Annotated in this window: 21 protein-coding genes; 17 read left to right on the top strand and 4 right to left on the bottom strand. The window is 68.3% G+C overall.

Annotated features, from left to right (window positions below; genetic code table 11):
* Positions 1–71: 71 nt before the first annotated feature.
* Positions 72–2,009 (bottom strand): transglycosylase domain-containing protein, encoded by a 1,938-nt coding sequence (locus KAJ83_RS13785; protein WP_210682663.1) that lies wholly within the window; start codon positions 2,007–2,009, stop codon positions 72–74.
* Positions 2,010–2,524: 515 nt separating this feature from the next.
* Here KAJ83_RS13785 and irrA point away from each other — a divergent pair.
* The 4 genes from irrA to KAJ83_RS13765 all read left to right on the top strand — a co-directional run bounded on the left by irrA (position 2,525) and on the right by KAJ83_RS13765 (position 6,151).
* The gene (gene irrA, locus KAJ83_RS13780) at positions 2,525–2,953 is read left to right on the top strand and encodes an iron response transcriptional regulator IrrA (protein ID WP_210682662.1); all 429 of its coding nucleotides are present in this window, start codon (positions 2,525–2,527) and stop codon (positions 2,951–2,953) included.
* A gap of 257 nt (positions 2,954–3,210) precedes the next feature.
* On the top strand, positions 3,211–3,630 hold the full coding sequence (locus KAJ83_RS13775; protein WP_210682661.1) for a rubrerythrin family protein: 420 nt from the start codon (positions 3,211–3,213) through the stop codon (positions 3,628–3,630).
* 383 nt (positions 3,631–4,013) lie between these two features.
* On the top strand, positions 4,014–5,372 hold the full coding sequence (locus KAJ83_RS13770) for a heterodisulfide reductase-related iron-sulfur binding cluster (protein WP_210682660.1): 1,359 nt from the start codon (positions 4,014–4,016) through the stop codon (positions 5,370–5,372).
* 167 nt (positions 5,373–5,539) lie between these two features.
* On the top strand, positions 5,540–6,151 hold the full coding sequence (locus KAJ83_RS13765) for a DUF3501 family protein (RefSeq protein ID WP_210682659.1): 612 nt from the start codon (positions 5,540–5,542) through the stop codon (positions 6,149–6,151).
* A gap of 24 nt (positions 6,152–6,175) precedes the next feature.
* Here the strand turns inward: KAJ83_RS13765 and KAJ83_RS13760 are convergent, their stop codons facing one another.
* Both KAJ83_RS13760 and KAJ83_RS13755 read right to left on the bottom strand, forming a co-directional pair.
* Complete coding sequence (locus tag KAJ83_RS13760; protein WP_210682658.1) at positions 6,176–7,579, bottom strand: hypothetical protein; 1,404 nt, start codon at positions 7,577–7,579, stop codon at positions 6,176–6,178.
* Entirely contained in the window at positions 7,576–8,697 is a 1,122-nt protein-coding gene (locus KAJ83_RS13755) for a hypothetical protein (protein WP_210682657.1), read from the bottom strand. The genes KAJ83_RS13760 and KAJ83_RS13755 overlap by 4 nt, the downstream gene beginning before the upstream one ends.
* A 255-nt stretch (positions 8,698–8,952) precedes the next feature.
* Here KAJ83_RS13755 and KAJ83_RS13750 point away from each other — a divergent pair, with 255 nt between their 5' ends.
* The 4 genes from KAJ83_RS13750 to meaB all read left to right on the top strand — a co-directional run bounded on the left by KAJ83_RS13750 (position 8,953) and on the right by meaB (position 11,527).
* Entirely contained in the window at positions 8,953–9,372 is a 420-nt protein-coding gene (locus tag KAJ83_RS13750) for an Lrp/AsnC family transcriptional regulator (protein WP_210682656.1), read from the top strand.
* Complete coding sequence (locus KAJ83_RS19670) at positions 9,369–9,947, top strand: GNAT family N-acetyltransferase (protein ID WP_210682655.1); 579 nt, start codon at positions 9,369–9,371, stop codon at positions 9,945–9,947. The genes KAJ83_RS13750 and KAJ83_RS19670 overlap by 4 nt, the downstream gene beginning before the upstream one ends.
* Before the next feature lie 36 nt (positions 9,948–9,983).
* A complete protein-coding gene (locus KAJ83_RS13740) occupies positions 9,984–10,460 on the top strand; it encodes a hypothetical protein (protein ID WP_210682654.1) in 477 nt (158 codons plus the stop codon).
* Between the two features lie 62 nt (positions 10,461–10,522).
* A complete protein-coding gene (gene meaB / locus KAJ83_RS13735; RefSeq protein ID WP_210682653.1) occupies positions 10,523–11,527 on the top strand; it encodes a methylmalonyl Co-A mutase-associated GTPase MeaB in 1,005 nt (334 codons plus the stop codon).
* A 14-nt stretch (positions 11,528–11,541) separates the two neighbouring features.
* Here meaB and KAJ83_RS13730 read toward each other — a convergent pair whose 3' ends face one another.
* Entirely contained in the window at positions 11,542–13,371 is a 1,830-nt protein-coding gene (locus KAJ83_RS13730) for an ABC-F family ATP-binding cassette domain-containing protein (RefSeq protein WP_210682652.1), read from the bottom strand.
* Between the two features lie 171 nt (positions 13,372–13,542).
* On the opposite strand from KAJ83_RS13730, the gene KAJ83_RS13725 reads away from it, so the two are divergent.
* The 9 genes from KAJ83_RS13725 to KAJ83_RS13685 all read left to right on the top strand — a co-directional run bounded on the left by KAJ83_RS13725 (position 13,543) and on the right by KAJ83_RS13685 (position 23,629).
* Positions 13,543–13,806, top strand: coding sequence for a hypothetical protein (locus tag KAJ83_RS13725; RefSeq protein WP_210682651.1), 264 nt, complete (start codon positions 13,543–13,545; stop codon positions 13,804–13,806).
* 52 nt (positions 13,807–13,858) lie between these two features.
* Positions 13,859–15,328, top strand: a complete 1,470-nt coding sequence (locus KAJ83_RS13720) for a protein adenylyltransferase SelO family protein (RefSeq protein WP_210682650.1) — start codon at positions 13,859–13,861, stop codon at positions 15,326–15,328.
* A gap of 84 nt (positions 15,329–15,412) precedes the next feature.
* On the top strand, positions 15,413–18,484 hold the full coding sequence (locus tag KAJ83_RS13715; protein WP_210682649.1) for a [protein-PII] uridylyltransferase: 3,072 nt from the start codon (positions 15,413–15,415) through the stop codon (positions 18,482–18,484).
* Positions 18,485–18,569: 85 nt separating this feature from the next.
* Complete coding sequence (ccmA, locus tag KAJ83_RS13710) at positions 18,570–19,232, top strand: heme ABC exporter ATP-binding protein CcmA (protein ID WP_425515476.1); 663 nt, start codon at positions 18,570–18,572, stop codon at positions 19,230–19,232.
* 4 nt (positions 19,233–19,236) lie between these two features.
* Positions 19,237–19,902: a heme exporter protein CcmB gene (gene ccmB / locus KAJ83_RS13705; protein ID WP_210682647.1), complete on the top strand. Its 666-nt coding sequence runs from the start codon at positions 19,237–19,239 to the stop codon at positions 19,900–19,902.
* 185 nt (positions 19,903–20,087) lie between these two features.
* Complete coding sequence (locus tag KAJ83_RS13700; RefSeq protein ID WP_210682646.1) at positions 20,088–20,855, top strand: heme ABC transporter permease; 768 nt, start codon at positions 20,088–20,090, stop codon at positions 20,853–20,855.
* Positions 20,855–21,049, top strand: a complete 195-nt coding sequence (gene ccmD / locus KAJ83_RS13695; RefSeq protein ID WP_210682645.1) for a heme exporter protein CcmD — start codon at positions 20,855–20,857, stop codon at positions 21,047–21,049. The genes KAJ83_RS13700 and ccmD overlap by 1 nt, the downstream gene beginning before the upstream one ends.
* On the top strand, positions 21,049–21,573 hold the full coding sequence (gene ccmE / locus KAJ83_RS13690; protein WP_210682644.1) for a cytochrome c maturation protein CcmE: 525 nt from the start codon (positions 21,049–21,051) through the stop codon (positions 21,571–21,573). Before ccmD ends, ccmE begins: the two co-directional genes overlap by 1 nt.
* Positions 21,574–21,625: 52 nt before the next feature.
* Positions 21,626–23,629 carry a heme lyase CcmF/NrfE family subunit gene (locus KAJ83_RS13685; protein WP_210682643.1) on the top strand — a complete coding sequence of 668 codons (2,004 nt, stop codon included), beginning with the start codon at positions 21,626–21,628 and terminating at the stop codon, positions 23,627–23,629.
* The last annotated feature ends 41 nt before the right edge of the window (positions 23,630–23,670 follow it).

Here is a 23,670-nt window from a genome sequence, read left to right as displayed (position 1 = left end):
TCGCCCCCTGCTCCGCTCCTGGGGCACCCTTTGGCGTGGCACCCTTCGGCATGGTGCCCGCCGGGGGCGGGTCAGTTCCCGTTCTCGGTCCTGGGAAGGGACGTCGTGGGCGCGGCTGCCGGGCGCGTGGTGTTGTTCCCGGAGGGGTCCTTCGGTCCGTTCTCCTCATCGACCTCCTCCAGGGCCTGCCGGGCGGAAAGCAGCAGCTTTCCGATCGGCCCTTGTTCCTCGTTCGCCGGTACCGGCGGGCTGGGAAGGGGCTGCGCCGGAACGCCGTCCAAGGCGCGGGTCATGAAGGCTTTCCACAACATCGCCGGATAAAGCCCGCCGAACAGGTCGTCCATCGGCGCATTGTCGTCATTGCCCATCCAGATGCCGGCGGTCAGTTGACGCGTCGCGCCCATGAACCAGGCATCCCTGTAATCCTGCGTCGTGCCGGTCTTGCCGACCGCCTCCCGGCCGGGCAGGGCCGCGCGTTTCGACGTGCCCCAGGCCATGCTGGCGCGCAGCACGTCCTTCATGCCGGCGAGAGCGCGCGGCGGCACCACCTGTGGCGGCCAGGTAACGGGCCGTTCGTAGAGCACCGATCCGTCGTCGCTGACGATACGACTGATGGCGAAGGGGGTGACCGCGCGTCCGCCGTTGGACAGCGCGGCATAGGCCGCCGTCAGTTCGAGCGGGCTGACCTCGTAGGCGCCGAGCGCCAGCGCCGGTTCCGGCGCCAGGTCGGCGGTGATACCGAGGCGCCGCGCCATCTCGATCACCCGTTCGCGCCCGGCGCGTTCGGCGACAGCCACCGCGACGGTGTTGATGGAGCGCGCCACGCCCTCGCGCACCGTCACCGGCCCGCGATGACCCTGCCCCGCATTGCGTGGGGTCCAGCCCTCGACCGTGATGGCGCGGTCGTCGATCATGTCGTCCGGCGACAACCCTTGTGCGAAACCGGCCAGATAGACGAAGAGCTTGAAGGTCGATCCCGGTTGGCGCCGGGCCTGGACGGCGCGGTTGAAGGCGCTTTCCCGCCGGTCGTACCCGCCGAGCAGCGCGGCCACCGACCCGTCGGGCCGCAGCGCGACGAGCGCCATCTGGCCCGCCCCCTTGGCCCGCGCCGCGGGGCCGATCTCCGCCGCGGCTGCTTCGGCCGCGCGCTGGGCGGCGGGCTCCAGCGTGGTGATGACCCGGATATCCCGGTCGATCCCCCCCAGCAGGTCGCCGGCGCGGTCCATGGCCCATTCGGAGAACCAGCGGCTGTTCCGGCCGGCGTCGTCGGTGCGCCGCGTTTCCACGCTGGGCCGCGCGGCGGCCTCGGCCTCCGCCGGGGCGAGCCAGCCGGCCTGGACCATGTTCTCCAACACCTCCCGGCCCCGCGCGGCCGCGCGTTCGGGCGCGACGAAGGGGTTGAGGGCGGAAGGCGCCTTCGGCAGACCGGCGATTACCGCCGATTGCCAAAGCGTCAGGTTCCGCGCGTCGATCCCGAAATAACGCCGTGCCGCGGCGTCCACGCCATAGGTTCCGGCGCCGAGATAGACGCGATTCAGGTAGGTTTCCAGAATCTGCCGCTTGGTGAAGACATGTTCCAACCAGAAGGCGAGCATGACTTCCTGTACCTTGCGCCGGATCGTGCGTTCGCGAGACAGGAACAGGTTCTTGGCGAGCTGCTGGGTGATCGTGCTGCCGCCCTGGCGGATGCCGCCGGCCGTGATGTTGGCCCAAAGCGCGCGCGCCAGCCCGATCGGATCGATCCCCGGATGGTCGTAGAAGCGCCGATCCTCGGTCGCCAGCAGGGCCTTGGGCAGATGCGGCGAGACCTCGGCGAGCGTCAGCGCCTCGCCATAGATCTGGCCCTGGCGCAGCAGCGGCGTGCCGTCGGCGGCCTCCACGGTCACGATCGGCGTCCGCTCGGTCCGGGCGGCCAGCTTCTCCGGGTCGGGCAAGTCCCAACCGAACCAGACGAGGGCGCCGACGGCGAACAGGACGAGCCAGATCGAGGCCGCGACGGCCGCGCGCATCCAATGCCAACGCCGCGTGCCGGCCGGCCTCCCGCCTCCACCACCATTGCCGATGCCGCCCCGGCCCCGAGGGCGCCGGCCCGGGGGATGGTCCCCGGCCGAACGTGCCTTGCCGGCGCCGTTCCGGCGGGAAGCCGGTTTCGAGGCAGCTTTCGGAGAAGATCTCTTCGCGGTCATTGGTGACGGGCTTTCTGCCGGTCGCGGGAAACGAGTGTGAGGGACGAACTATGCCACAATATCTTGCGGTTAGCAGCCGGAACTTAATCTAAATAGCCGATCGCGCAATCATGCCGTTTCGGGCTTCCGGGATGGCTTCGTTGCTTCAACCGTTTCTAAAGTATGGGCTATCGGACTGAAAAGACCCTTTAATTTTTGCATTGGCGTGGCTATATAGGCGATTGGGATGATGGAAGAAGACCGTGACGGATCGTCCCGGCGATGCGGCGGGATTGCCCCGGAAGCGCAGAAGACGCCGACGGCCCCGCGCGGTACAGGCAAGAAAGCAGGCGATCTATATGACCGCGAGCACCGAGAAGCCCTATGCCGACGCCCTGGCCCGCCTAAAGACGGTGGGGCTGCGGCCGACCCGTCAGCGTCTGTCGCTGGCGAAACTGCTGTTCGACAAGGGCGACCACCATGTGACGGCCGAGCAGTTGCATGCCGGCGCGCGCGAGGCGGGGGTGAAGGTTTCGCTGGCGACCGTCTACAACACCCTGCATCAGTTCAAGGAGGCCGGACTGCTGCGCGAGGTCGTGGTCGAGCCGGGCCGGTCCTATTTTGATACCAATACGCGTCCGCACCATCATTTCTTCCATGAGGAGCGCGCGCATCTCGTCGATATTCCCGGCGAGGAATTCGATCTGCGCGGCCTGCCGAGCCCGCCCGAAGGGACCGAAATCTCGCAAGTGGACGTGATCATCCGTCTCGGCGACGCGAAGCGCTGACAAGCTCTTCCAAGAGCTAGTTGCGAACGATTTTCGCTCGCGATTGCAAAGCCTTCTGGCTTTGTTTAGAACCTTTATAAACAATTGACAGCGATAGCGGCCCGGGGCATAGTTCCCTTGTTCCGGGCCGGTCGTGCTGTTCGCGCCGCAGGGCCGAATTCGGACACCCGTTCGTGGCGGTCGAGCCGCCGCGTACCACGAAATACCATCGGGCTTCGCCAAGGAAGCCGTGTCACAGAACGGATGGAGAGACCCCAATGTCGCTGAAGGGCAGCAAGACCGAGCAGAATCTGAAGGACGCCTTCTCCGGCGAGAGCCAGGCGAACCGCCGCTACCTCTATTTCGCCCAGAAGGCGGACGTCGAGGGCTATAACGACGTCGCCGCCGTGTTCCGCTCGACCGCGGAAGGCGAGACGGGCCACGCGCATGGCCACCTGGAGTTCCTGGAAGAGGTCGGCGACCCCGCCACGGGCGAGCCGATCGGCGAGACCGGCGCCAATCTGAAGGCGGCGATCGCGGGCGAGACCCATGAGTACACGGACATGTATCCGGGCATGGCCCGTACGGCCCGTGACGAAGGCTTCGACGAGATCGCCGACTGGTTCGAGACGCTGGCGAAGGCCGAGAAGAGCCACGCCGGCCGTTTCCAAAAGGCTCTCGACAGCCTGGACGGCTAAGGCGCGACCGCGCCGATCGGCGCGGCCGGCTTCCCGCGCGGCGGACGAGGCCCGGTTGATTCCGGCCGGCCCGTTCACCGCGCGTCGCCGCCCCATCGGCCAACCGTCCGGCCAGGGCCCATAGTCGAGAGTCCCGACCGCCCCCATGCCTGCCCGCCTTCCAATGGGGCCGGCGCGAAGGGGTGCGCCACCGCCCCGCGCGACGACCACCCGGGAACGGGCATGTCGCGAAGCGGGATGGCGGGAGACGCCGATGCTCCTCGGTGTCTTTACGCCGGGTTGGAAGCGATCCGACCCGGTCGCGGCGATCCGATTGAATTGGCCCTGACCGGTCCGTGCGAGAATGCCGGCGACGGCCGGTCAGCCATGAAGGATGTCGTTCCATGAGCGAAGGCAGTCTCGAGGCGCCGGTGCGCCACCCGATCGACTGGCGGAACCCCGAATTTTTCGACGAGGCGAAGCTCGACGAGGAATTGCGGCGCGTCTTCGACATCTGTCACGGATGCCGCCGCTGCTTCAATCTGTGCGACAGCTTCCCGCGCCTCTTCGATCTGATCGACGAGAGCGAGTCGGGCGAGCTGGATACCGTCGACAGCAAGGATTTCAAGCCGGTCGTGGATGCCTGCACGCTCTGCGACATGTGCTTCATGGTGAAGTGCCCCTACGTGCCGCCGCACGAGTTCAACCTGGACTTCCCGCATCTGATGCTGCGCTATCGCGCGGTGGAGCATGCCAAGAAGGGCAGCGGTTTCGCGGAGAAGCAGCTCACCGATACCGACCGCAACGGTAAGCTCGCCACCGGCGCCCTTTCCGGCATCGCCAATTGGGCGACGCGGCGCGGCAACGCCGTGACCCGGCCGATGATGGAGAAGATCGCCGACGTCCATCGCGACGCCGTCCTGCCGCCCTATACCGGCAAGACACTGGTCGCGCGAGCCAAGGCGAACCCGCCGGTGGTGAACGAGTCCGCCCCGGCCGCGGGCAAGCGCAAGGCGGTGGTCTATGCCACCTGCTATGGCAACTACAACACGCCGGAGGTCGGGGAGGCGCTGCTCGGCGTGCTGGCCAAGAACGGCATCGCGGCCGAGGTGGTCTATCCCGAATGCTGCGGCATGCCCCAGATGGAACAGGGCGCCGTCCAGGATGTGGCCGAGAAGGCGAAGCGCGTCGCCGCCTTCATGGAGAAGTATGTCGATGACGGCTACGAGGTGATCGCGCTGGTCCCCTCCTGCGCGCTGATGCTGAAATTCGAATGGCCGCTGGTCGTGCCGGACGACGATAAGATCAGGAAGCTCTCCGCCGCGACGCGCGATGCCAGCGAATATATCGTCGCTCTCGCCAAGTCGGAGGGGTTGGCCGAGGGGCTGAAGCCCCTCGACGGGCCGGTCGCCATCCATATCGCCTGCCACGCCCGCGCCCAGAACATGGGCCAGAAGGCGAGCGAGATGATGCGCCTGATCCCCGAGATCGATTTGACCGTGGTCGAGCGTTGCTCCGGCCATGGCGGAAGCTGGGGCGTGATGAAGGAGAATTTCGAGGTCGGGATGAAGGTCGGCCGCCCCGTCTTCCGTCAGGCCAAGGCGAACGGCAAGGCGAAATATGTCGCCTCCGAATGCCCGCTGGCGGGGCTGCACATCGCGCAGGGGATGGAGGCTTCCGCCAAGGACGAGGCGGAGAAAGCCGCCCTGCCGGAAACCTCGCCCCATCCGATCACGATCTTCGCCAAGGCCTATGGCCTTTGACCCGACCAAAGCCTATGGCCTTTGATCCGACCAAAGCCTATGGCCTTTGATCCGACCAAGGCCTATGGCCTTTGATCTGGCAAAGACCTATGGCCTTTAGCCCGACCAAGGCCCCTATGGCCCTTGAGTCCGATCGGACGGCGACCGAGTAGGAAAGAGACGACGTCATGGAAGTCACCCAACCGCAGCGATCCGCCAAGCGCAGCCTGGACCGCGGGGACCTGACCCTGCCCGACGCCTATGCGCCGGTTCGCAAGGAGAAGCGCGCGCAACTGCTCGCCATCAAGCGGCCCCGCCGTGTCGAGGTCGGCCCCGTCGCCACCTGCTATTTCGAATGCTTCGAGACGATGGTGCATCAGATCAACGAGATGCTCTATATCGAGCGGGGCGGCGAGGAGCAGATCGAGGATGAGTTGCGTGCCTATGCCGGCATGGTGCCGAACGGCCGCGAACTGGTCGTCACCGTGATGTTCGAGATCGACGACCCTGTCCGCCGTCATGCCTTCCTGGCCAAGCTGGGCGGGATCGAGGAGACGATGTTCCTGCGTTTCGGCGATCACGAGATCGTCGGCAAGCCGGAGGAGGATGTCGACCGTACGACCGCCGACGGCAAGGCCTCCAGCGTGCAATTCATCCATTTCCCCTTCACCGACGCGCAGGCCGCAGCGCTCAAGACACCGGACCAGGATCTGGTGATCGGCTTCAGCCACCCGCAATATGGCCATATGGTCAAGGTGCAGGAGGCGACGCGGGCTTCCCTGGCGGCCGATTTGGATTGAGGGCGCGCGGCGCGGCGGGGCGCCTCAGCTCATCGTCTTCTTGTCGAGGGCGGCATTGCCGCGCCGACGCAGCAAATCCGCCTCGTCCGAATTGGTGATCAGTTCGATCAGCCGCACCGCGCAGGCCAGGTGCGCGCGCGCGTTGCCGCGTTCATGGTCCTCCGTCTTCGGCAGGCGGGCGATAATGCGCGCGGCGTAGTTATTGAGGTCCTTGCGCAATTCGTTGACGGTGCTGGCACAGGCCGATTGCAGGCCGATCTCCTCCGCGATGCCCATCGCCTCGCCGATGGCGCGCGCGCGGCGCTCGGAGCGTTCGAAGCGGTTCTCGTCCGGTTCCTTGCTGAAATCGGCGGTCGCGCGGGTGCCGCTCTTCGGCAGCACGGACAGGACGACCTGGGTGGCATCGGACAGGATCATATGTTCCACCGCCTCGGAGACCATGGTGCGGCAGGCATACATCCGCTTGCCCCAATCCCCATCCCGGCGAATGCCGATATCCGTCGTTATCCCCTTGAAGGCGGCGGCGAAGCGCCGGGTACGGCTCATCAGTTCTTCCTCGGTGCTGTCGGTCTCCTCGGCGACCCGGGCGACCTTCTCCGCGTCCTCCTCCAGCGCGCGGATCACCTTATTGCCGACGGTCGCCAGATCGGACCGGCTGGCGAGCGTGTCGTCGAGTTTGCGCGTGATGGCGCGCACCAGCTTCAGGATCGGGAAGGGTTGCAGCAGCCGGCCCATGATCGCCAACATGAAATAAAGCTCGCGGCCCGGATTCTGCTCGACCACCTGATCGTAATACCGCTTCAGGATCACGACTTGCTCCTGACTCAGGTTCAGGATCGGCTTGCGCGGGAGCCCCGCCTTGGCCGCCTCGAGCGTGTCGGCGATCTCCAGGGTATAGGCCATCTCCTTGATGTCCTCGATCACGCGGGTACCGCCCAGCTTCTTGATCGCCCGGCGCAGGACCTCCGGATCGGCCTCCTGTTCCGCGACCCACGCGCCGAGTGCCTCGGCGGCCGAATGCCAGATCGCGGATGCGGATGCGTCGCGCCGGTCCTCCTGGTCCGCCTTCTGGGATTCCGCGAATTCCTCCGCCAGCGCCGGCCAATCCTCGGGAATCAGTTCCTCGGTCAGCAGGCTCCACATCGGCATGATCGAGGCGCGCAGGATGTGGCCCGTCTCCTTGTATCCCTCGTCCTTGATGACCAGCATGTCCTCGAAGGGCACGCATAGGATACGCTGCGGGGTGAAGATGCGCGGCGCGCGGATCTCCGCCAGGCGGGGGCGCAGGATTCGCATGATCGCGTCATGCGGCAGGCCGTAGCGGTTCTCGCCCCGGTCGAGTTCGATCGTCGCCGCGAGCTTCTTGAGCGAGGCTTCGGGCAAATCCCTTACGAACTGGGTCAACTGCGCGGCGGCGTCGACGCTCATACCGCCTCCGTGCGGAAATTGCCGAGCTTCTCGCGCACGGTGTCGTCGATCTCGGAATCGAGCCGGTTGCGGCTGGTCTTGACCCAGCGCGCCTGGCTGCGGCGCAATTCGATCCAGCCCGTATCGGCGCCCACCGCCTCGACCGGCAGGATCGGGATATGCTGGGCGAAGGTTTCCAGGACGTCGCGCTGCTGGTGGCGGTCGGCGCGCTGGGCGGCGTCCCACATATCCAGGATACGCTGCCACCCGTCGAGCAGATAGCTGATCCGCTCCACCCGTCGATTGATCTGAACCCGCGCCTTGTCCCAACCCTGCAACGGCTCGCTCATGGCGTTCGCGCTGCCGACGAGCCGGTCGAGCACGGCACGGGCCTCCTTCGCCACCATCCGGGCGGCCATGGCGGTGCGTTGGGCCATTTCGGCGGTATCCGGCGGTTCGGGCCCCAGCCATTGGGCCAGCGCCTCGGCCAGCGCCTCGATCTGCTCGATCATGGCGGTAAGCGGACCCTTCATCGGCGCGCCGCTCGGTGGGCCGATGACGACGGTCAGATCGGCCCAGATCTCCAGTCGCTGAATAATTTCCCCGGCGCTGACCTGTGCTTGACTGGCGAAGCCCTTGAGGGCGTTGCGCGCCGCGCTCAATCCTTCCGGGGTCATCATGGTGCGCTCGTCCATCGCATGCGCGGCCGCGTCCTTGCCGCCGAGTTGCGCGACGGCCGATTTGATGAGTTCGAACAGGATCTTGTTGCGCAGGGCCTCCTGTTCATCGCGCCATTGCCGGGCGCGACGCATCGGGCGGGGACCGCCCAGGCCGGTCTCCGCCACCTGCAAGGCCACCTTGCGCATGGTAAGCGGGGTGACGACATGAATCGCGGTCAGTTGCTCATGCACCGCGCGATCATAGACCGTCATCGAGAAGACCGACGGCAGCGCCTTGAAGGGAATGACATAAACGGCCGTCCCGCCGCCGAGACCAGGCACCAGGACATCGGCCGCGCCATGCGCACGCCGATACCGCGCGAAACTCAGCACGCGCGTGGTGAAGGGCGCCGCGATGCCGCGTTGCTGGAAGGTTTCCGGCAAGGCGCTCACGCCAGATTGCTGCTCCCCGTCGGCCATCGCCGCCGCGTCCGCCTCCATTGGACAACAGAAAACCGCCCTGGCCCCCAAAGACCCGGGTGTTTCCCTTGTTTCCGCCCGCCCCCACGGATCAATCTCTCGGGCACGATACTGCCCGAAGGGGGCACGCGCCACGATAACTTCCTCCGGGCGGAAAATCGCATTGGATCACGCCCCGGTCGACTATTCGAAAGAAAATTCAAATGTAAGAAAAAATTATGATATACATTACGAATGGAATGTATTCTCGATGAAATGGATCATATGATAGCGCGTGCCTTGCGGGAGGATGCGCGGCAAAGCTTCCGGGCGCTTGGCCGGAATGTCGGGCTCTCCACGCCGGCGGCGGCGGAACGGGTGCGGCGGCTGGAGCGTATGGGCGTGCTGCGCGGCTACCGCGCGCAGGTGGATCGCGCGGCCCTCGGCCGGCCGGTGACGGCCTATCTGACGCTGACCTGTCCGGGGGACCGGGCGGCCGCCGCGCTCTCCGCCGCGCGCGCTTCGCCCGATATCCTGGAATATCATCGCGTCGCGGGCACCGCCTCGGTGATGATGAAGGCGGCGGTACGCGACCTCGCGGCGCTCGACGCGCTGGCGGAGCGCTTCCGGCTGATCGCGCCGACCGAGGTGAGCGTGGTGCTTTCCAGTGCCTTCGAGCAGGAGGACCGGCCGTGACCTCCGGCGTCGGGACGGCGGACGACAGCCTGCCCGACGGCTATGTCATCCGCCCGGCCGATCCGGCGGAGGCGGAGGCGCTGCGGCGGTTCGGCGCGCAACTTCTGGGGGAGACGGAATTCTTCCTGCGCGAACCGGCGGAGCGCGCCCGTGACGCGGCGGAAATGGCGGGGGTTATCCGTACCTTCGCGCGAACCGACGGCGCCTTGATGGTGAACGGTTGGTATCGTGCCCCGGCGGATGGGGACGGCCGCGATGCGGACGAGGTGCCGGTGGCGGAGGCGGTGATGATCCCCGGCCGCCTGCGCCGGACCCGCGCGGTCGCGACCGTCGGGGTCGGGGTGTTGCGGGCCCATTGGGGACGTGGCCTCGCCCGGGCCCTGATGCGGCGGATCGAGGCGGCGGCGCGCGCGGCCGGGCACCGGCGCCTGGAACTCAGCGTCTTCGCGCCGAACATGCGGGCGCGCCGGCTCTATGAGGGGCTCGGCTATGATCATGAGGGAATCAAGCGCCGTTCCGTCGATCTGCCCGGCCACGGGCCCGTGGATGAATGGTTGATGGCGAAGTTGCTGTGATGGAAAGCGGTACGAAAGCGCTATAGACTGGATCGCATGATCGGGAAGCTGCTGCGTTTCGCTCTGATGGAAAAGGATGCCCGCCGGAAATGGGAGGCGGAGCAGGCGGCCAAGGCCGACCGGCGCCCGGGCCGCGTGGCGCCCAAGACGGATGCCCCCAAAGCGGGCGCACCCGATAAGGGGGGCCGTCGCGGGGCCGCGCCCGCCGCTGCCCCCAAAACGGTGGCGGAGGCCGACGAGGACCCGGCCGAGACCGTGCGCGCGGCGATCGCGGCGGCCGAACGCGAGATGCTGGAGGATGTCGGCCCGGCCCCGTCTTCGTCATCGACAGCGCCCCGATCCGTGACCTCGGCGTCCACCGCCACCAGCGACGCGGATCGCGAGCGGTTGATCCGAAGCGCGCTCGCGGTGCATAAGCTGAAGCAATCGGCCTTCGCGGATCTCGATGCCGAGACCCGCGCGCGCCTGCGCGTCGTGGCGGAACGCATGTTGGGGGTCGATAAACCCCGCTGAGGATCGCCGCCCGCCGCTTTATCGTCCCGCCTTCCGTCAGACAGTCCGGATCATCCCCGCCCGTGCCCCGCCCGCTTCCCACCGCCGATGCCCTCGCCGACCGCCTGCTGGCGGGCGACCGCCGCACGCTGGCCCGCGCGATCACGCTGGTGGAAAGCACGCGCGCCGACCATCGGGCGGTGGCGGAGACGCTGTTGGAAAAGGTGATGCCGGAGACCGGGCGGTCCCTGCGCGTCGGGCTTTCCGGCGTGCCGGGCGTGGGGAAATCCACCTTCATCGAGGCGTTCGGCCGCCATGTGACGGAGGCCGCGCACAATCTCGCCGTGCTGGCGGTCGATCCGTCCTCCAAGCGTTCCGGCGGTTCGATCCTGGGCGACAAGACACGGATGGAGGAACTGGCCCGCAACCCCCGCGCCTTCATCCGCCCTTCGCCCGCGGGCGAGACGCTGGGCGGCGTGGCGCGGCGCACGCGCGAGACGCTGCTGCTGTGCGAGGCGGCGGGCTTCGACGTCATCCTGGTGGAGACCGTCGGCGTCGGGCAGAGCGAGACGGCGGTCGCCGACATGACGGACCTGTTCGTCCTGATGCTGCTGCCCGGCGGCGGGGACGAGCTTCAGGGGCTGAAGAAAGGGATCGTCGAACTCGCCGACATGATCCTGGTGAACAAGGCGGATGGTGAGTTGGAGCGCGCGGCCCGCCGCTCGGCCGCCGAATATCATGGCGCGCTCAATCTCCTGTCGCACGGGCCGGGGGATGGCTGGCGGGTGCCGGTCAAGACCTGCTCCGCCGCCACCGGCGCGGGCATTCCGGAGGCCTGGTCGCTGATGGAGCGGTTCCGGGAACAGGCGGTGGAAAGCGGCACCTTCGACCGCCGCCGCGCGGAACAGGCGCGAAGCTGGCTGCGCGAGGAACTGGCCGCCGGCCTGATCCAGGCGCTGCGCGAGGACCCGGAACTGGGCCGCGACCTGCCCGATATCGAACGTCAGGTGATGGCGCGCGAGCGCCCGGCGACGGTGGCGGCGCGCGATTTGGTCGACGCCTTCCTGCGCCGTCGGCGGGGCGCCTGAGCCGCCGTCGCGCATCAGGTGCCGGCTTCCTCCGCCTCGCGCAGATCCTCCAGGCGCAGCCATTCCTCCTCGGCGGCGGCCAGTGCCTCCTCGGCCTTGGCCAATGCCTCGCTCGCCTTGGCGAAGGCCCGTGGATCGCGGGCATAGAGGTTGGGATCGGCGATGGTCTCGCGCAACGGGGCGATCTTGGCCTCCAGCGCCTCGATCTCGCCCGGCAGGGCCTCCAGCCGATGCCGCTCGGTGAAGCTGAGGCGCGCTTGCTTCGTCTTCGCCTTCGGTTTCTCCGCCGCGCCGCCATTGGCGGCTTTCGGTTTCGCGGCCGGTTTGGGCGTCTCCGCCGCGCCTTCGCGTGTCAGCAGGATGCCGCCCTGCGCGCGCATGTCGGCGAAACCGCCGGCATAGACCCGCCAATGCCCCTCGCCTTCCGCGTTGACGGTCGCCGTCACCGTCCGGTCGAGGAAATCGCGGTCGTGACTGACCAGCAGCACGGTGCCCGGATGGTCGGCGATCATCTCCTGCAGGAGGTCGAGCGTCTCCAGATCCAGATCGTTCGTCGGCTCGTCCAGCACCAGCAGGTTCGCGGGCTGGGCCAGCGCGCGGGCCAGCATCAGGCGCCCGCGCTCCCCGCCCGACAGCTTGCCGATCGGCGTGCCGGCCTGGTTCGGCTGGAACAGGAAATCCTGCATGTAGCTGCGAACATGCTTGCGCTCGCCGCCGATCTCGACCCATTCCCCCTCCCCGGCGAGCGCTTCCTGAAGCGTTACTGTGGGTTTCAGGCTGGCCCGCATCTGGTCGAGCGTCGCGATGGACAGCTTGCTGCCATGGGTCACCCGGCCCGAATCGGGGGCGAGCGCGCCGGTCAGCATGTTGAGCAGCGTCGTCTTCCCCGCCCCGTTCGGCCCGACGATGCCGATCCGGTCGCCGCGCAGGATGCGGATCGAGAAATCCGCGACCACCGCGCGGCCGTCATAGCGCTTGGCGAGGCCCTCCGCCTCGATCACCCGCTTGCCGGAGCTTTGCGTCTCGCCGACCGTCAGGGTGACGGTTCCGCTCGGCCCGATGGCCTCGCGCCGTTGCGCGCGCAGCGCCTGGAGATTGCGCAGCCGGCCCATATTGCGCTTGCGCCGGGCGGTGACGCCCTTGTGCAGCCATTCCGTCTCGCGCTCGATCTTCTTGGCGAGGCGGCGGCGCTCCTCCTCCTCCTCGGCGATGATGAGCTCGCGCCAATCCTCGAACCCGGCGAAGCCGCCCTCCATCCGGCGCGCCCGCCCCCGGTCGAGCCAGACGACGGCGCGCGCCAATCCATCCAGGAAGCGCCGGTCGTGGCTGACCACCACCAGCGCGCCGTCCAGCCGCTTCAACTCCCCTTCCAGCCATTCGATGGTCGGGAGGTCGAGATGGTTCGTCGGCTCGTCCAGCAACAGGATATCCGGGCGCGGCGCCAAGGCACGGGCCAGTGCCGCGCGCCGCGTCTCCCCGCCGGAAAGCGGCGCGGGATCGGCCTCCGGGTCGAGGCCCAGTTTCTCCAGCAGGCGCCGCGCGCGGTGCGGCCCGTCGGTCGGGTCCAGCCCCTCGGCGACGAAGTCGATCAGGCTCTCGTGCCCGCTCAAATCCGGTTCCTGCGCCAGATAGCGCACGGTCTTGCCCGGCTGGACGAAACGCTCGCCGCGGTCGGCCTCGATCGCGCCCGCGGCGATCTTGAGCAGCGTCGACTTGCCCGAGCCGTTGCGTCCCACGAGGCACAGCCGGTCGCCCGGGCCGACGGACAGCTCCGCCCCGTCGAGCAACGGCGCGCCGCCGAGGCTGAGGTGAATATCGGAAAGGGTCAGGACCGGCGTCGCCATGGTGCCCCGATCTACTGCCTGCGCGGGCGCGCGGCAAGGGGCGGTTGGCGTCACGGGTCTTTACGATAACGGCCGGCGAATGGACATCGCCGTGACATCATCCCGTCATGGAACGGGGGTAGGAAGCGCGCCAGGGAACCGGGGGGCGGTGTTGCAGGGAGAACGATCCATATGTCGGCAATCCATCCCATCCGTTTCGATTTCGGCCCCGCATCGGGTGTCGCCGGTTCCGAGCCGGAGGTCGATCTCCCCACGATCGCTCGCCGGGCGCTATGGCGGGCGGCGCGTCTCGGACGCGGGCCGGCCGATCGGCGCCGGCACGCGGTCCTGGCCCTGATCGCCGCGCGCCCTCGTCTCGCGCCCGCCGTCGCCCTGCGTCTCGTGAAACGGGTCGAGGGCGTGGCGATGGACGGTGGTCTTCCCCGCACCGCCTGAGGCCCAGTGCCGAGGCTTGTTGCATGGCGGGCCGCCGGATAGGGTCCGCGCCATGCCTGTCACCGCGCGATACCGGCCCGACCCCCGGCACCTCGATCTCGGCGAAAGCTTCTACGATCCCGTGGAGGCGGCCGCCTTTCCGAAACATGTCCTGCGGTTTCGCAACGACCGCTGGGCCGCGTCCGTCGGTCTGGATGGGTTGGGCGAGGCGGAATGGATCGATCATTTCGGCCGTTTCGCCCCCCTGCCCGACAATCTTCCGCAGCCACTGGCCCTGCGCTATCACGGCCATCAGTTCCGGGTCTACAACCCCGACCTCGGCGACGGGCGCGGGTTCCTTTTCGCCCAGATGCGCGAAGGGGGGGAGCCGGAGGGTCGGCTTCTCGACCTCGGCACCAAGGGGTCGGGGCAAACGCCCTGGTCGCGCGGGGCGGACGGGCGCCTGACGCTGAAGGGCGGGGTGCGGGAGATTCTGGCGACGGAGATGCTGGAGGCGCGCGGCGTCCCCACCTCGAAGAGCTTCAGCCTGATCGAGACGGGCGAGAATCTGATGCGGGGGGACGAGCCCTCGCCGACCCGCTCCGCCGTGCTGGTCCGGTTGAGCCACGGCCATATCCGCATCGGCAGCTTCCAGCGCCTGATCGCGCTGGAAGACGCGGCGGGGCTGCGCCGCCTCGCCGATTACGTGATCGAGACCTATTGGCCCGGGGCGTTGGAGGAAGCGGACCCGATCGCCGGGCTCTACCGCCGGGTGGTGGAGGCGGTGGCGGAGACCGGGGCTGCCTGGCATGCCGCCGGCTTCGTCCATGGCGTGCTCAATACCGACAATATCGCGATCACGGGCGAGAGTTTCGATTACGGCCCCTGGCGCTTTCTTGAGCGGTACGACCTGAATCGCGTGGCCGCCTATTTCGATCATGGCGGCCTCTATGCCTATGGCCGGCAGGCGGAAAGCCTGCATTGGAACCTGGCGCGGCTGGCGGAATGCCTGGTCCCGCTCTCCGATCTGGAACGGCTGGAGCCGATCTTCCGCGATTTTCCCCGCATCTTCGACCGGGCGCTCGCCCGGCGGACGGCGTTCCGCCTGGGCCTCGCCATGTCCGACTCCGGCCACGACCCAGGGCGCGAGCCGGGGGGCGATGACGAGGCGGCGGTGCGCCTCGCCGGCGATTTCTGGACCGCCATGGCCGCCGACACGCCGTCCTTCGAGCAGGTGTTCCACGACCTGCTGGCCGGCGCGCCGGCGGATCGCGTGGCGGCCAGCCCGCAAGCCGACATCTACGCCACCGGCGCCTGGCCCGATATCCTGGCGCGCCTGCGCGCGGCGGATCTGCGCCTCGATTCCGAAGCGGCCCGGCCCGGAAGCCCGCCCGAAAGCCCCCCCGAAAGCCCGGTGGATATGCCGATCGGGCGGGTGGAGGACATCTGGTCCGCCATCGACGGGGCGGACGACTGGTCCATGCTGGAAGACGCGGTGGCGGATATCCGCGCGGCGGGGCGGCGCCTTCGGTCCGGGGGCTGATCGTCGCCGTCCTCGCGATCAGCCACCCCCTCGCAAAAGGTTCGACGGCGCGCTACATTCCCCGGCATGGCGGAAAGCGATCAGATGACGAGCGAACGACCGGCGGCGCGGACCCGTGCGACTCCCGCCGCTTCCGGGTCCGCCCTTGGCACGGCCCCGGGGAAGTCCTCTGGGGCGGCGCAGGGCCAATTGCCCAACCGGCGGCGCATCATAAACCGCTTGGCCCTGACCCAGGCGCTGGACGCGGCGGTGGAGAGCGCGGCCTCCGCCGACGCGCGGCGCACGGCATGGCTCGGCATTCTGAAGGACGCGTTGAGCGCCGGCCGGGGCGAGGTCGAGCGGCGCTTCTTCGAGGACCAGGACGGCGCCGCCGCCGTCGCCGGCAATTGCTTCCTGATCGATCAACTGCTGCGCGTTCTCTATGACGCGACCGCCCAGCATCTCTATCCCGCCGCCAACCCGACCGAGGCGGAGAAGATCTGCCTCGTCGCCGTCGGCGGCTATGGGCGGGGGGAACTCGCGCCCTATTCCGATGTCGATATCCTGTTCCTTCACCATTACAAGCCCTCGGCGCGGATCGAGCAGATGGTGGAGGAAATCCTCTACATGCTCTGGGATCTCGGGCTGACGGTTGGGCAATCCACGCGCTCGATCGACGAATGCCTGCGTCAGGCGAAGTCCGACTGGACCATCGCGACGGCCCTGCTGGAAGCGCGCTATGTCTGGGGCGAGAAGGGCTTCTTCGGTGAATTGAAGCGCCGCTTCCGCCGTCAGTTCATGGAGACGAGCGGCCCGGATTTCCTCGACGCCAAGCTGACGGAGCGGGACGAGCGGCATGCCCGGCTCGGCGATTCGCGCTATGTCATGGAGCCGAACATCAAGGACGGCAAGGGGGGCTTGCGCGATCTCCACACCCTCTTCTGGGCGGCGAAGTTCCTCTACAAGACGGAAACGATCGAGGAGTTGGCGCCGCTCGGCGTGCTGACCTCGGCCGAGATCGAGCGGTTCCGAAAGGCGCAGCAGTTCCTCTGGACCCTGCGCTGCCATCTGCACTATCTCGCCCGCCGGGCGGAGGAGCGCCTGACCTTCGATGTGCAGCCGGAACTCGCGCGCCGCATGCTCTATACCGACCATGCCGGCGCGTCGGGAGTCGAGCGCTTCATGAAGCATTACTTCCTGATCGCCAAGGAAGTGGGCGACCTGACCCGCATCTTTCTCGCCGCCTTCGAGGCGCAGCACAAGCGGCGCGGCCTCTTCCGCCTGCCGGCCAACCTGTTCAAGCGCGAGATCGAGGGGTTCCCGCTGGAGAGTGGCCGGCTCTCCATCACCGGGCGGCAGCATTTCGCGGAGCGGCCGGTCGATATGCTGCGCCTCTTCCTGGTCGCGCACGAACATGATGTGGCGATTCATCCCGACGCGCTGGCCCAGGTGACGCGGTCGCTGCGCCGGGTGGCGAAGCTGCGCGACGATCCAGAGGCGAACCGGATCTTCCTCGATATCCTGGCGCATCGGCGCGATCCCGAGGCGACGCTTCGCCTGATGAACGAGTGCGATCTGTTCGGGAAGTTCCTGCCGGATTTCGGGCGCGTCGTGGCCCAGATGCAGTACGATATGTACCATGTCTACACCACGGACGAGCATACGATCCGCGCCATCGGCATCCTGAACCGGATCGAGAACGGTGTCCTCAAGGAGGATCATCCGCTCTCCAGCGAGGTGATCCACCAGTTGAGCGCCCGCCGGGTGCTTTATGTCGCGCTGCTGCTGCACGATATCGCCAAGGGGCGCGGCGGCGACCATTCGGAACTGGGCGCCAAGGTGGCCAAGCGCGTCTGTCCCCGCCTCGGCCTGGACGCGGCGGAGACGGAGACGGTCGCCTGGTTGGTTCTCCACCATCTCGCCATGTCGATGACGGCCTTCAAGCGCGATCTGGAAGACCCGAAGACGGTGCGCGACTTCGTCGATCTGGTGAAGTCGCCGGAACGGCTGCGCCTGCTGCTGTGTCTCACGGTCTGCGACATCCGCGCGGTGGGGCCCAGTGTGTGGAACAATTGGAAGGCGACGCTGCTGCGCGAGCTCTATTACCGCGTGGAGGAGATGATGACCGGCTCCTCCTATCAGGAGGGACGGCGCAAGCGCGCGGGTGTCGCGCGCGCCAAGCTGGCCGACGCGTTGGAGGAGGCCGGCTGGCCCCAGGCGGACATCGAAAGCCATCTGGACCGTGGACCGGACAGCTATTTCCTCTCCCTCGACCCCGACACGCTGGTGCGCCATGCGCGCATCGTGCGCGATGCGGTCGGCCGCGACGCGGAACTGACGCTGGAGACGCGGGTGGACGAGGACCGCGCGGTGACGGAACTCACCATCTATTGCGTCGATCATCCTGGGCTTTTCTCGCGCCTGACCGGGGCCATGGCGGTGGCCGGGGCCAGCGTCGTGGACGCCAAGATCGCGACGCTCACCAACGGCATGGCGCTCGACACCTTCCTGATCCAGGACGCGGAGGGTGGTGCCTTCTCGCGGCCCGACCGGTTGGCCAAGCTCTCCGTCCATGTGGATCGCGCGCTCAGCGGCAAGATGAAGCCGGTGGAGGAGTTGCGGAACCGCACCATCCGGGGCTTCGCCAAGCGCGCGCGGGTGTTGAGCGTCCCGCCGCGCGTCATCGTCGATAACAAGGCCTCCAATACCCACACGGTGGTGGAGGTGAACGGCCGCGACCGGCCGGGATTGCTGCACCGGCTGGCCTATGCGCTGACCGGCCTCGGTCTGCAGATTTCGACCGCCAAGATTTCGACCTATGGCGAGCAGGTGGTGGACGTCTTCTATGTGAAGGACGTCTTCGGCATGAAGGTCGATCATCGCGGCAAGCTGGAAAGCCTGCGCACCACCCTGATGGGTGTGCTGATCGATCCGGAGGAGAAGGACGGCGCCCCGTCCGGCCCGGCGACGCCGATAACCGGGCGCGCGCCGAAGCTCGCCACCGGCAAGGCGCGGCGCTCCGCCTCCAAAGCGCGGGCCGCGAAGGCGGGCGCCGCCGCGCCGGCCGCCAAGAATTCCGATTCCGCGTCACCCAAGACCGGCAAGGCCGGCCGTGCGCCCGCCAAGGCCGCCGGCGCGAAGAAAACCGCGACCAAGCGCGCACGCCGCACCGACTGATAACCTTCGGCCGGGGGCGTTTCCCATCACGCCCGCCCGTGCAGCTTGACGCGGCGCGCGCGAGACGGCTCAACTGCCCACCATCATGGGACCCGGCATCATGGAAACGGAGACGGATATCGCGCTGGAAGCGCGCGCGCTGACCTGCCTGCGCGGCCGGCGCCTCGTCTTCGAGGGGGTGGACCTCGCGCTCGGGGCCGGGGGCGCGCTCGTGCTGACCGGGCCGAACGGCGCGGGGAAGTCCAGCCTGCTGCGCGTGCTGGCCGGGTTGATCGAGCCCCTGGCCGGTGAAATCCGCTGGCGCGGCACGCCGGTCGCTGGGGATCGGGAGGCCTACCGCGCGCGGCTCGCCTTCCTCGGCCATCTCGACGCCGTGAAACCGGCGGCCACCGTGCGGGAGAGCTTGCGTTTCTGGGCCGACCTCTCCGGCGGCGCGGCGGCACGGGTGGCGGATGCGTTGGCCGCGCTGGCGCTGGAGCCGCTGGCGGAGGTACGCGGCGCGGAATTGTCGGCCGGGCAGAAGCGGCGCGTGGCGCTCGCCCGGCTGCTGGTCGCGGATCGTCCGCTCTGGCTGCTGGATGAACCGGTGACGGGCCTCGACGCGGCCTCCGTCGCGCGGTTGGAGGCGATGATCGCCGATCACCGCGCCGCCGGCGGCCTCGTCATCGCCTCCACCCACGGGGGGCTCGCCATTCCCGATGCCGTGGGCCTGGATATCGGACGGTTCCAGGCGGAAGAGGCGGCGTGAGCGCATGACCGCCTTCCTTGCCCTTCTCAAGCGCGATGTGCTGCTGGCGCTGCGGCAGAGCACGGATCTGGGCATGATCCTGGGCTTCTTCGTGATCGCGGCGGCGCTGTTTCCCTTCGGCGTCGGGCCGAATCCGGAGGTCCTGGCGCGCCTCGCCCCGGGGATCACGTGGGTTCTGGCCCTGTTGGCGGTGATGCTCTCCCTCGACCGGCTGTTCCAGGGCGATTACGAGGATGGAACGCTGGAACAACTCGCGCTTTCGCCGATGCCGCTGTCGATGCTGGTGCTGGCCAAGGCATTGGCCCATTGGCTGACGGCCTGCGTGCCGTTGATCGCGGTGGCGCCGCTGATCGCGCTGATGCTCAACCTGCCGGCGGCGGGCTATGGGGTGCTGATCGCGGGGCTCGCGCTCGGCACGCCGTCGCTCAGCCTGATCGGCGCGGTGGGCGCGGCCCTGGCGCTCGGCGCGCGCAAGGCGGGGTTGCTGGTGGCGGTGCTGGTGCTGCCGCTCTATATTCCGGTGCTGGTCTTCGGGGTGACGGCGGTGGACGCGCATCTGACGCAAATCGCGACCGGGCCGCATTTCCTCTATCTGGGGGCGATCCTGGCGGCCGCGATCCCGTTGGCGCCCTGGGCGGCGGCTGCGGCGATTCGGCACAGCGTCTCGTGACCGCGCGCCCCCTGGTATCCGGGCCCGGGAAAGGGTAGATCATCCCCGCCGAGGCGCGGCCGGCGGAACACCCCCTCCATGGAGTAACAGCCCATGGGACAAAAAGACCGTGGGGTGTAAAAGACCAGGCATCCCGCGTATCATGTCGCGCCGGGCACCACTGCAGGAAAACGGTTCGTCGGTTCATGCATCGTTTCGCCAATCCCGGTCGCTTCATGCGCGTCGCGCGGCGGGTCCGGCCCTGGACGCTGGGGGCCGCGCTTCTGCTGTTGCCGGTGGGGCTCTATCAGGCGTTGATCGCCTCGCCCCCCGACTATCAGCAGCACGATACCGTGCGTATCCTCTATATCCACGTCCCGGCGGCGATCCTGGCCCAGGGGGCCTATGTCCTGATGGCGCTGGGCAGCGCCGCCTTCCTGATCTGGAAGCATCCGCTGGGCGATCTCTCGGCCCGCGCGGTGGCGCCGATCGGGGCGGTCTTCTGCCTGATCTGTCTGGTAACCGGCGCGGTCTGGGGCAAGCCGACCTGGGGCACCTATTGGGTGTGGGACGCGCGGCTGACCTCGATGCTGATCCTGCTGTTCCTGTTCATCGGCTACATGGCGCTGGCCAATGCCTTCGACGATCCGGCGCGCGGCGACAAGCCGGCGGCGATCCTGGCGATCGTCGGGATCGTCAATATCCCGGTGATCAAGTTCTCGGTCTATTTCTTCAACACGCTGCACCAGCAATCGACGCTGTTCAGCGCGGGCGGACCCGCCATGCCGCCGGAAATGCTGACCCCCCTCGCCCTTCTGGGGGGGAGCTTCGCCGCCTTCTTCCTGTGGCTCTTCGCCGTGCGGCTGGCCGGGGAATTCGCGAAGGTGCGCCTGCGCGCGATCCGCGGCGGCCTTATCCGCCGGGAGCGCCCCGCCGAAAGCCGTCCTTCCGCCTCGGCCCGGGGGACGCGCTGATGGGGATCGGGGCGCTTTTCACCGCGGAATTCTGGGCCATGGGCGGGCACGGTTTCTTCGTCTGGTCGGCCTATGGCTTTTGTTTCGCGGTGCTGGCCGCCCTGGCGCTCGGCGCGTGGCGGATGACCGCCCGGGCGGAGCGGGAGCTCGCCGCCCTCGACCCCGAGCGCGCGGCCCGGCGGAGGAACGGCTGATGGCGGCATCCGGTGGTCGGGGCCTGTCGCCCGCGCGGCGGCGCAAGCGCACGCGGCTCTATCTCGTGCTCGGCGGGCTCGCCTTCCTGGCTTTGGCGGTGGGACTCGTGCTGGCGGGATTCCGCGACAATATCGTCTTCTTCTTCGGCCCCAGCGAGGTCGCCGCCGGCAAGGTCGATCCAGGCCGGACCTTCCGTCTCGGCGGGTTGGTGAAGGACGGCTCGCTCGCCCGGCCGGGCGGGACGGACGGCGCGGTGCTGTTCACCGTGACGGACAACGCCGCCGAGGTGCGGGTGCGTTTCGCCGGGCTTCTGCCCGACCTGTTCCGGGAGGGGCAGGGGATCGTCGCGCTCGGCGCGCTCGATGGCGAGGGGTTGTTCGTCGCGGACGAGGTGCTGGCCAAGCATGACGAGAATTACATGCCCGCCGAGGCGGTCGAGGCGATGAAACGTGCCGGGACCTGGCAGCACGGGGAAGGCGGCCCGGGGACGGCCGAACCCGGCTATGCGCCGGAGGGGCAGTGACCGGGCGCCATCCCGCCTGGACCGATCGACGAGAAGGAGCAGGCGCGCCGTCATGATCGCCGAACTGGGACATTTCGCCCTGGCGCTGGCCGCCGCCGTCGCGCTGGTCCAGGCCGTCGTGCCGATGCTGGGCGCGGCGCGCGGCGACGGGGCCATGATGGCGGCGGCCGCGCCGGCGGCGCTGGTGCAGTTCGGGGTGTTGGGCATCGCCTTCGCAGCCTTGATGCATGCCTATATCACTTCCGATTTCTCGGTCCTGAACGTGATCGAGAATTCGCACTCCCTGAAGCCGCTGCTCTACAAGGTCGCGGGCACCTGGGGGAACCATGAAGGCTCGCTGCTGCTCTGGGTCACGGTGCTGGCGCTTTTCGGCGCCCTGGTCGCGGTCTTCGGACGCAACCTGCCGCCGAGCCTCAAGGCGCGCACGCTCTCGGTTCAGGCGCTGATCACGCTCGGCTTCCTGGTCTTCATGCTGCTGACCTCGAACCCCTTCGCGCGGGTCTTCCCGCCGCCGATCGAGGGGACCGACCTCAATCCGCTGTTGCAGGACCCGGGCTTGGCCTTCCATCCGCCGATGCTCTATGTCGGCTATGTCGGGCTCTCCATCTCCTTCTCCTTCGCGGTGGCGGCCCTGATCGAGGGCAAGGTGGATGCCGCCTGGGCGCGGTGGGTGCGGCCCTGGACGCTGCTTGCCTGGACCTTCCTGACCGCCGGGATCGCGCTGGGAAGCTGGTGGGCCTATTACGAACTCGGCTGGGGCGGTTTCTGGTATTGGGACCCGGTCGAGAATGCCAGCTTCATGCCCTGGCTGGCCGCGACCGCGCTGCTGCACAGCGCCATCGTGGTGGAGAAGCGCGATACGCTGAAAAGCTGGACCATCCTGCTCGCCATCATCGCCTTCGGGTTGAGCCTGATCGGGACCTTCCTGGTCCGCTCCGGCGTGTTGACGAGCGTCCATGCCTTCGCCAGCGATCCGGACCGCGGCATTTTCATCCTGCTGCTGCTGGTGGTGGCGATCGGCGGGTCGCTCGGCCTCTATGCCTGGCGCGCGCCCGGCCTGCAGGGCGGTGGACTGTTCCGGCCGGTCAGTCGGGAAGGGGCGCTGGTGCTCAACAACCTGCTGCTCTCCGCGGCGGCGGCGACGGTCTTCGTCGGCACGCTCTATCCGTTGTTCCTGGAGGTTCTGACGGACGATAAGATTTCCGTCGGCCCGCCCTATTTCAACCTGACCTTCACGCCCATCATGGGGGTTCTGGTGATCGCGCTGGGCGTGGGGGCGATGTTGCCGTGGAAGCGTGGGGACCTCGGCGCGGTCACGCGGCGCCTGACGGTCGCGTGCGTGGTGACGGCGGTGCTGATGGGGCTGGCGGCCCTGCTCTATTGGCAGCGCTCGGCGCTCGCCGTGGCCGGGCTCGGCATGGCGGCGTGGCTCGCCGCCGCGACGCTGACGCAACTCTGGCAGCGGGTCCGCCCGACCGCGCGCATCGGTGTGGGCGAGGGGGTTCGGCGCATGGCCGGCCTGCCGCGCGCGGCCTGGGGCATGACGCTGGCCCATTTGGGGGTCGCGGTGATCGTGGCGGGGGCGACCGGTGCCTCGCTGCTGACGCAGGAGACGATCTCGTCCGGTGGGCCGGGCGACCGTTTCACCGTCGGCGATTATGCCTTCACGCTGGAAAGCGTGGACCGCGTCGCCGGCCCCAATTACGCCGCCGAGCGGGGCACCTTCCGCGTCACCGACGCCGAAACCGGGGACGAGATAGCGACGCTCCACGGCGAGCGGCGGCGCTATGTCGCCGGCGGTCAGGAAACGACGGAGGCCGGTATCCGCTCCGACCTGGGCGGCGATCTCTATGCCGTGCTGGGCCAGCCGACGGACGATGGCGGCTGGACCGTCCGGCTTTATCGCAAGCCGTTGGTCCCGTGGCTTTGGATCGGCTCCGGCCTGTTGGTGCTGGGCGGGTTGTTCTCGCTCAGCGACCGGCGCCTGCGCGTGGGCGCGCCGCGCCGTTCCGGCACGCGGGCCGGCGGCGTCGCCCGGACCCAACCGGCCGAATAGGCCATCGATCACGCGCCGCCGCGCGACCCGACGTGAAAGGT

Origin of the sequence: Marivibrio halodurans (assembly GCF_017963645.1) — a bacterium.
Taxonomy (GTDB): Bacteria; Pseudomonadota; Alphaproteobacteria; order UBA8366; family Aestuariispiraceae; genus Marivibrio; species Marivibrio halodurans.
This window is presented reverse-complemented; position numbering and strand designations above follow the sequence as displayed.

What these genes read in the sequence shown, in the direction of transcription:
- KAJ83_RS13725 (WP_210682651.1), top strand. Translation starts at nt 13,543, where the DNA reads ATGTCGGCAATCCATCCCATCCGTTTCGATTTCGGCCCCGCATCGGGT.
- KAJ83_RS13750 (WP_210682656.1), top strand. Translation starts at nt 8,953, where the DNA reads ATGGATCATATGATAGCGCGTGCCTTGCGGGAGGATGCGCGGCAAAGC.
- KAJ83_RS13685 (WP_210682643.1), top strand. Translation starts at nt 21,626, where the DNA reads ATGATCGCCGAACTGGGACATTTCGCCCTGGCGCTGGCCGCCGCCGTC.
- KAJ83_RS13700 (WP_210682646.1), top strand. Translation starts at nt 20,088, where the DNA reads ATGCATCGTTTCGCCAATCCCGGTCGCTTCATGCGCGTCGCGCGGCGG.
- ccmB (WP_210682647.1), top strand. Translation starts at nt 19,237, where the DNA reads ATGACCGCCTTCCTTGCCCTTCTCAAGCGCGATGTGCTGCTGGCGCTG.
- KAJ83_RS13785 (WP_210682663.1), bottom strand. Translation starts at nt 2,009, where the DNA reads ATGCGCGCGGCCGTCGCGGCCTCGATCTGGCTCGTCCTGTTCGCCGTC.
- KAJ83_RS13740 (WP_210682654.1), top strand. Translation starts at nt 9,984, where the DNA reads ATGATCGGGAAGCTGCTGCGTTTCGCTCTGATGGAAAAGGATGCCCGC.
- KAJ83_RS13775 (WP_210682661.1), top strand. Translation starts at nt 3,211, where the DNA reads ATGTCGCTGAAGGGCAGCAAGACCGAGCAGAATCTGAAGGACGCCTTC.
- ccmD (WP_210682645.1), top strand. Translation starts at nt 20,855, where the DNA reads ATGGGGATCGGGGCGCTTTTCACCGCGGAATTCTGGGCCATGGGCGGG.
- KAJ83_RS13730 (WP_210682652.1), bottom strand. Translation starts at nt 13,371, where the DNA reads ATGGCGACGCCGGTCCTGACCCTTTCCGATATTCACCTCAGCCTCGGC.
- irrA (WP_210682662.1), top strand. Translation starts at nt 2,525, where the DNA reads ATGACCGCGAGCACCGAGAAGCCCTATGCCGACGCCCTGGCCCGCCTA.
- KAJ83_RS13715 (WP_210682649.1), top strand. Translation starts at nt 15,413, where the DNA reads ATGACGAGCGAACGACCGGCGGCGCGGACCCGTGCGACTCCCGCCGCT.
- ccmE (WP_210682644.1), top strand. Translation starts at nt 21,049, where the DNA reads ATGGCGGCATCCGGTGGTCGGGGCCTGTCGCCCGCGCGGCGGCGCAAG.
- KAJ83_RS13770 (WP_210682660.1), top strand. Translation starts at nt 4,014, where the DNA reads ATGAGCGAAGGCAGTCTCGAGGCGCCGGTGCGCCACCCGATCGACTGG.
- ccmA (WP_425515476.1), top strand. Translation starts at nt 18,570, where the DNA reads ATGGGACCCGGCATCATGGAAACGGAGACGGATATCGCGCTGGAAGCG.
- KAJ83_RS13720 (WP_210682650.1), top strand. Translation starts at nt 13,859, where the DNA reads ATGCCTGTCACCGCGCGATACCGGCCCGACCCCCGGCACCTCGATCTC.
- KAJ83_RS13755 (WP_210682657.1), bottom strand. Translation starts at nt 8,697, where the DNA reads ATGGCCGACGGGGAGCAGCAATCTGGCGTGAGCGCCTTGCCGGAAACC.
- KAJ83_RS13760 (WP_210682658.1), bottom strand. Translation starts at nt 7,579, where the DNA reads ATGAGCGTCGACGCCGCCGCGCAGTTGACCCAGTTCGTAAGGGATTTG.
- KAJ83_RS13765 (WP_210682659.1), top strand. Translation starts at nt 5,540, where the DNA reads ATGGAAGTCACCCAACCGCAGCGATCCGCCAAGCGCAGCCTGGACCGC.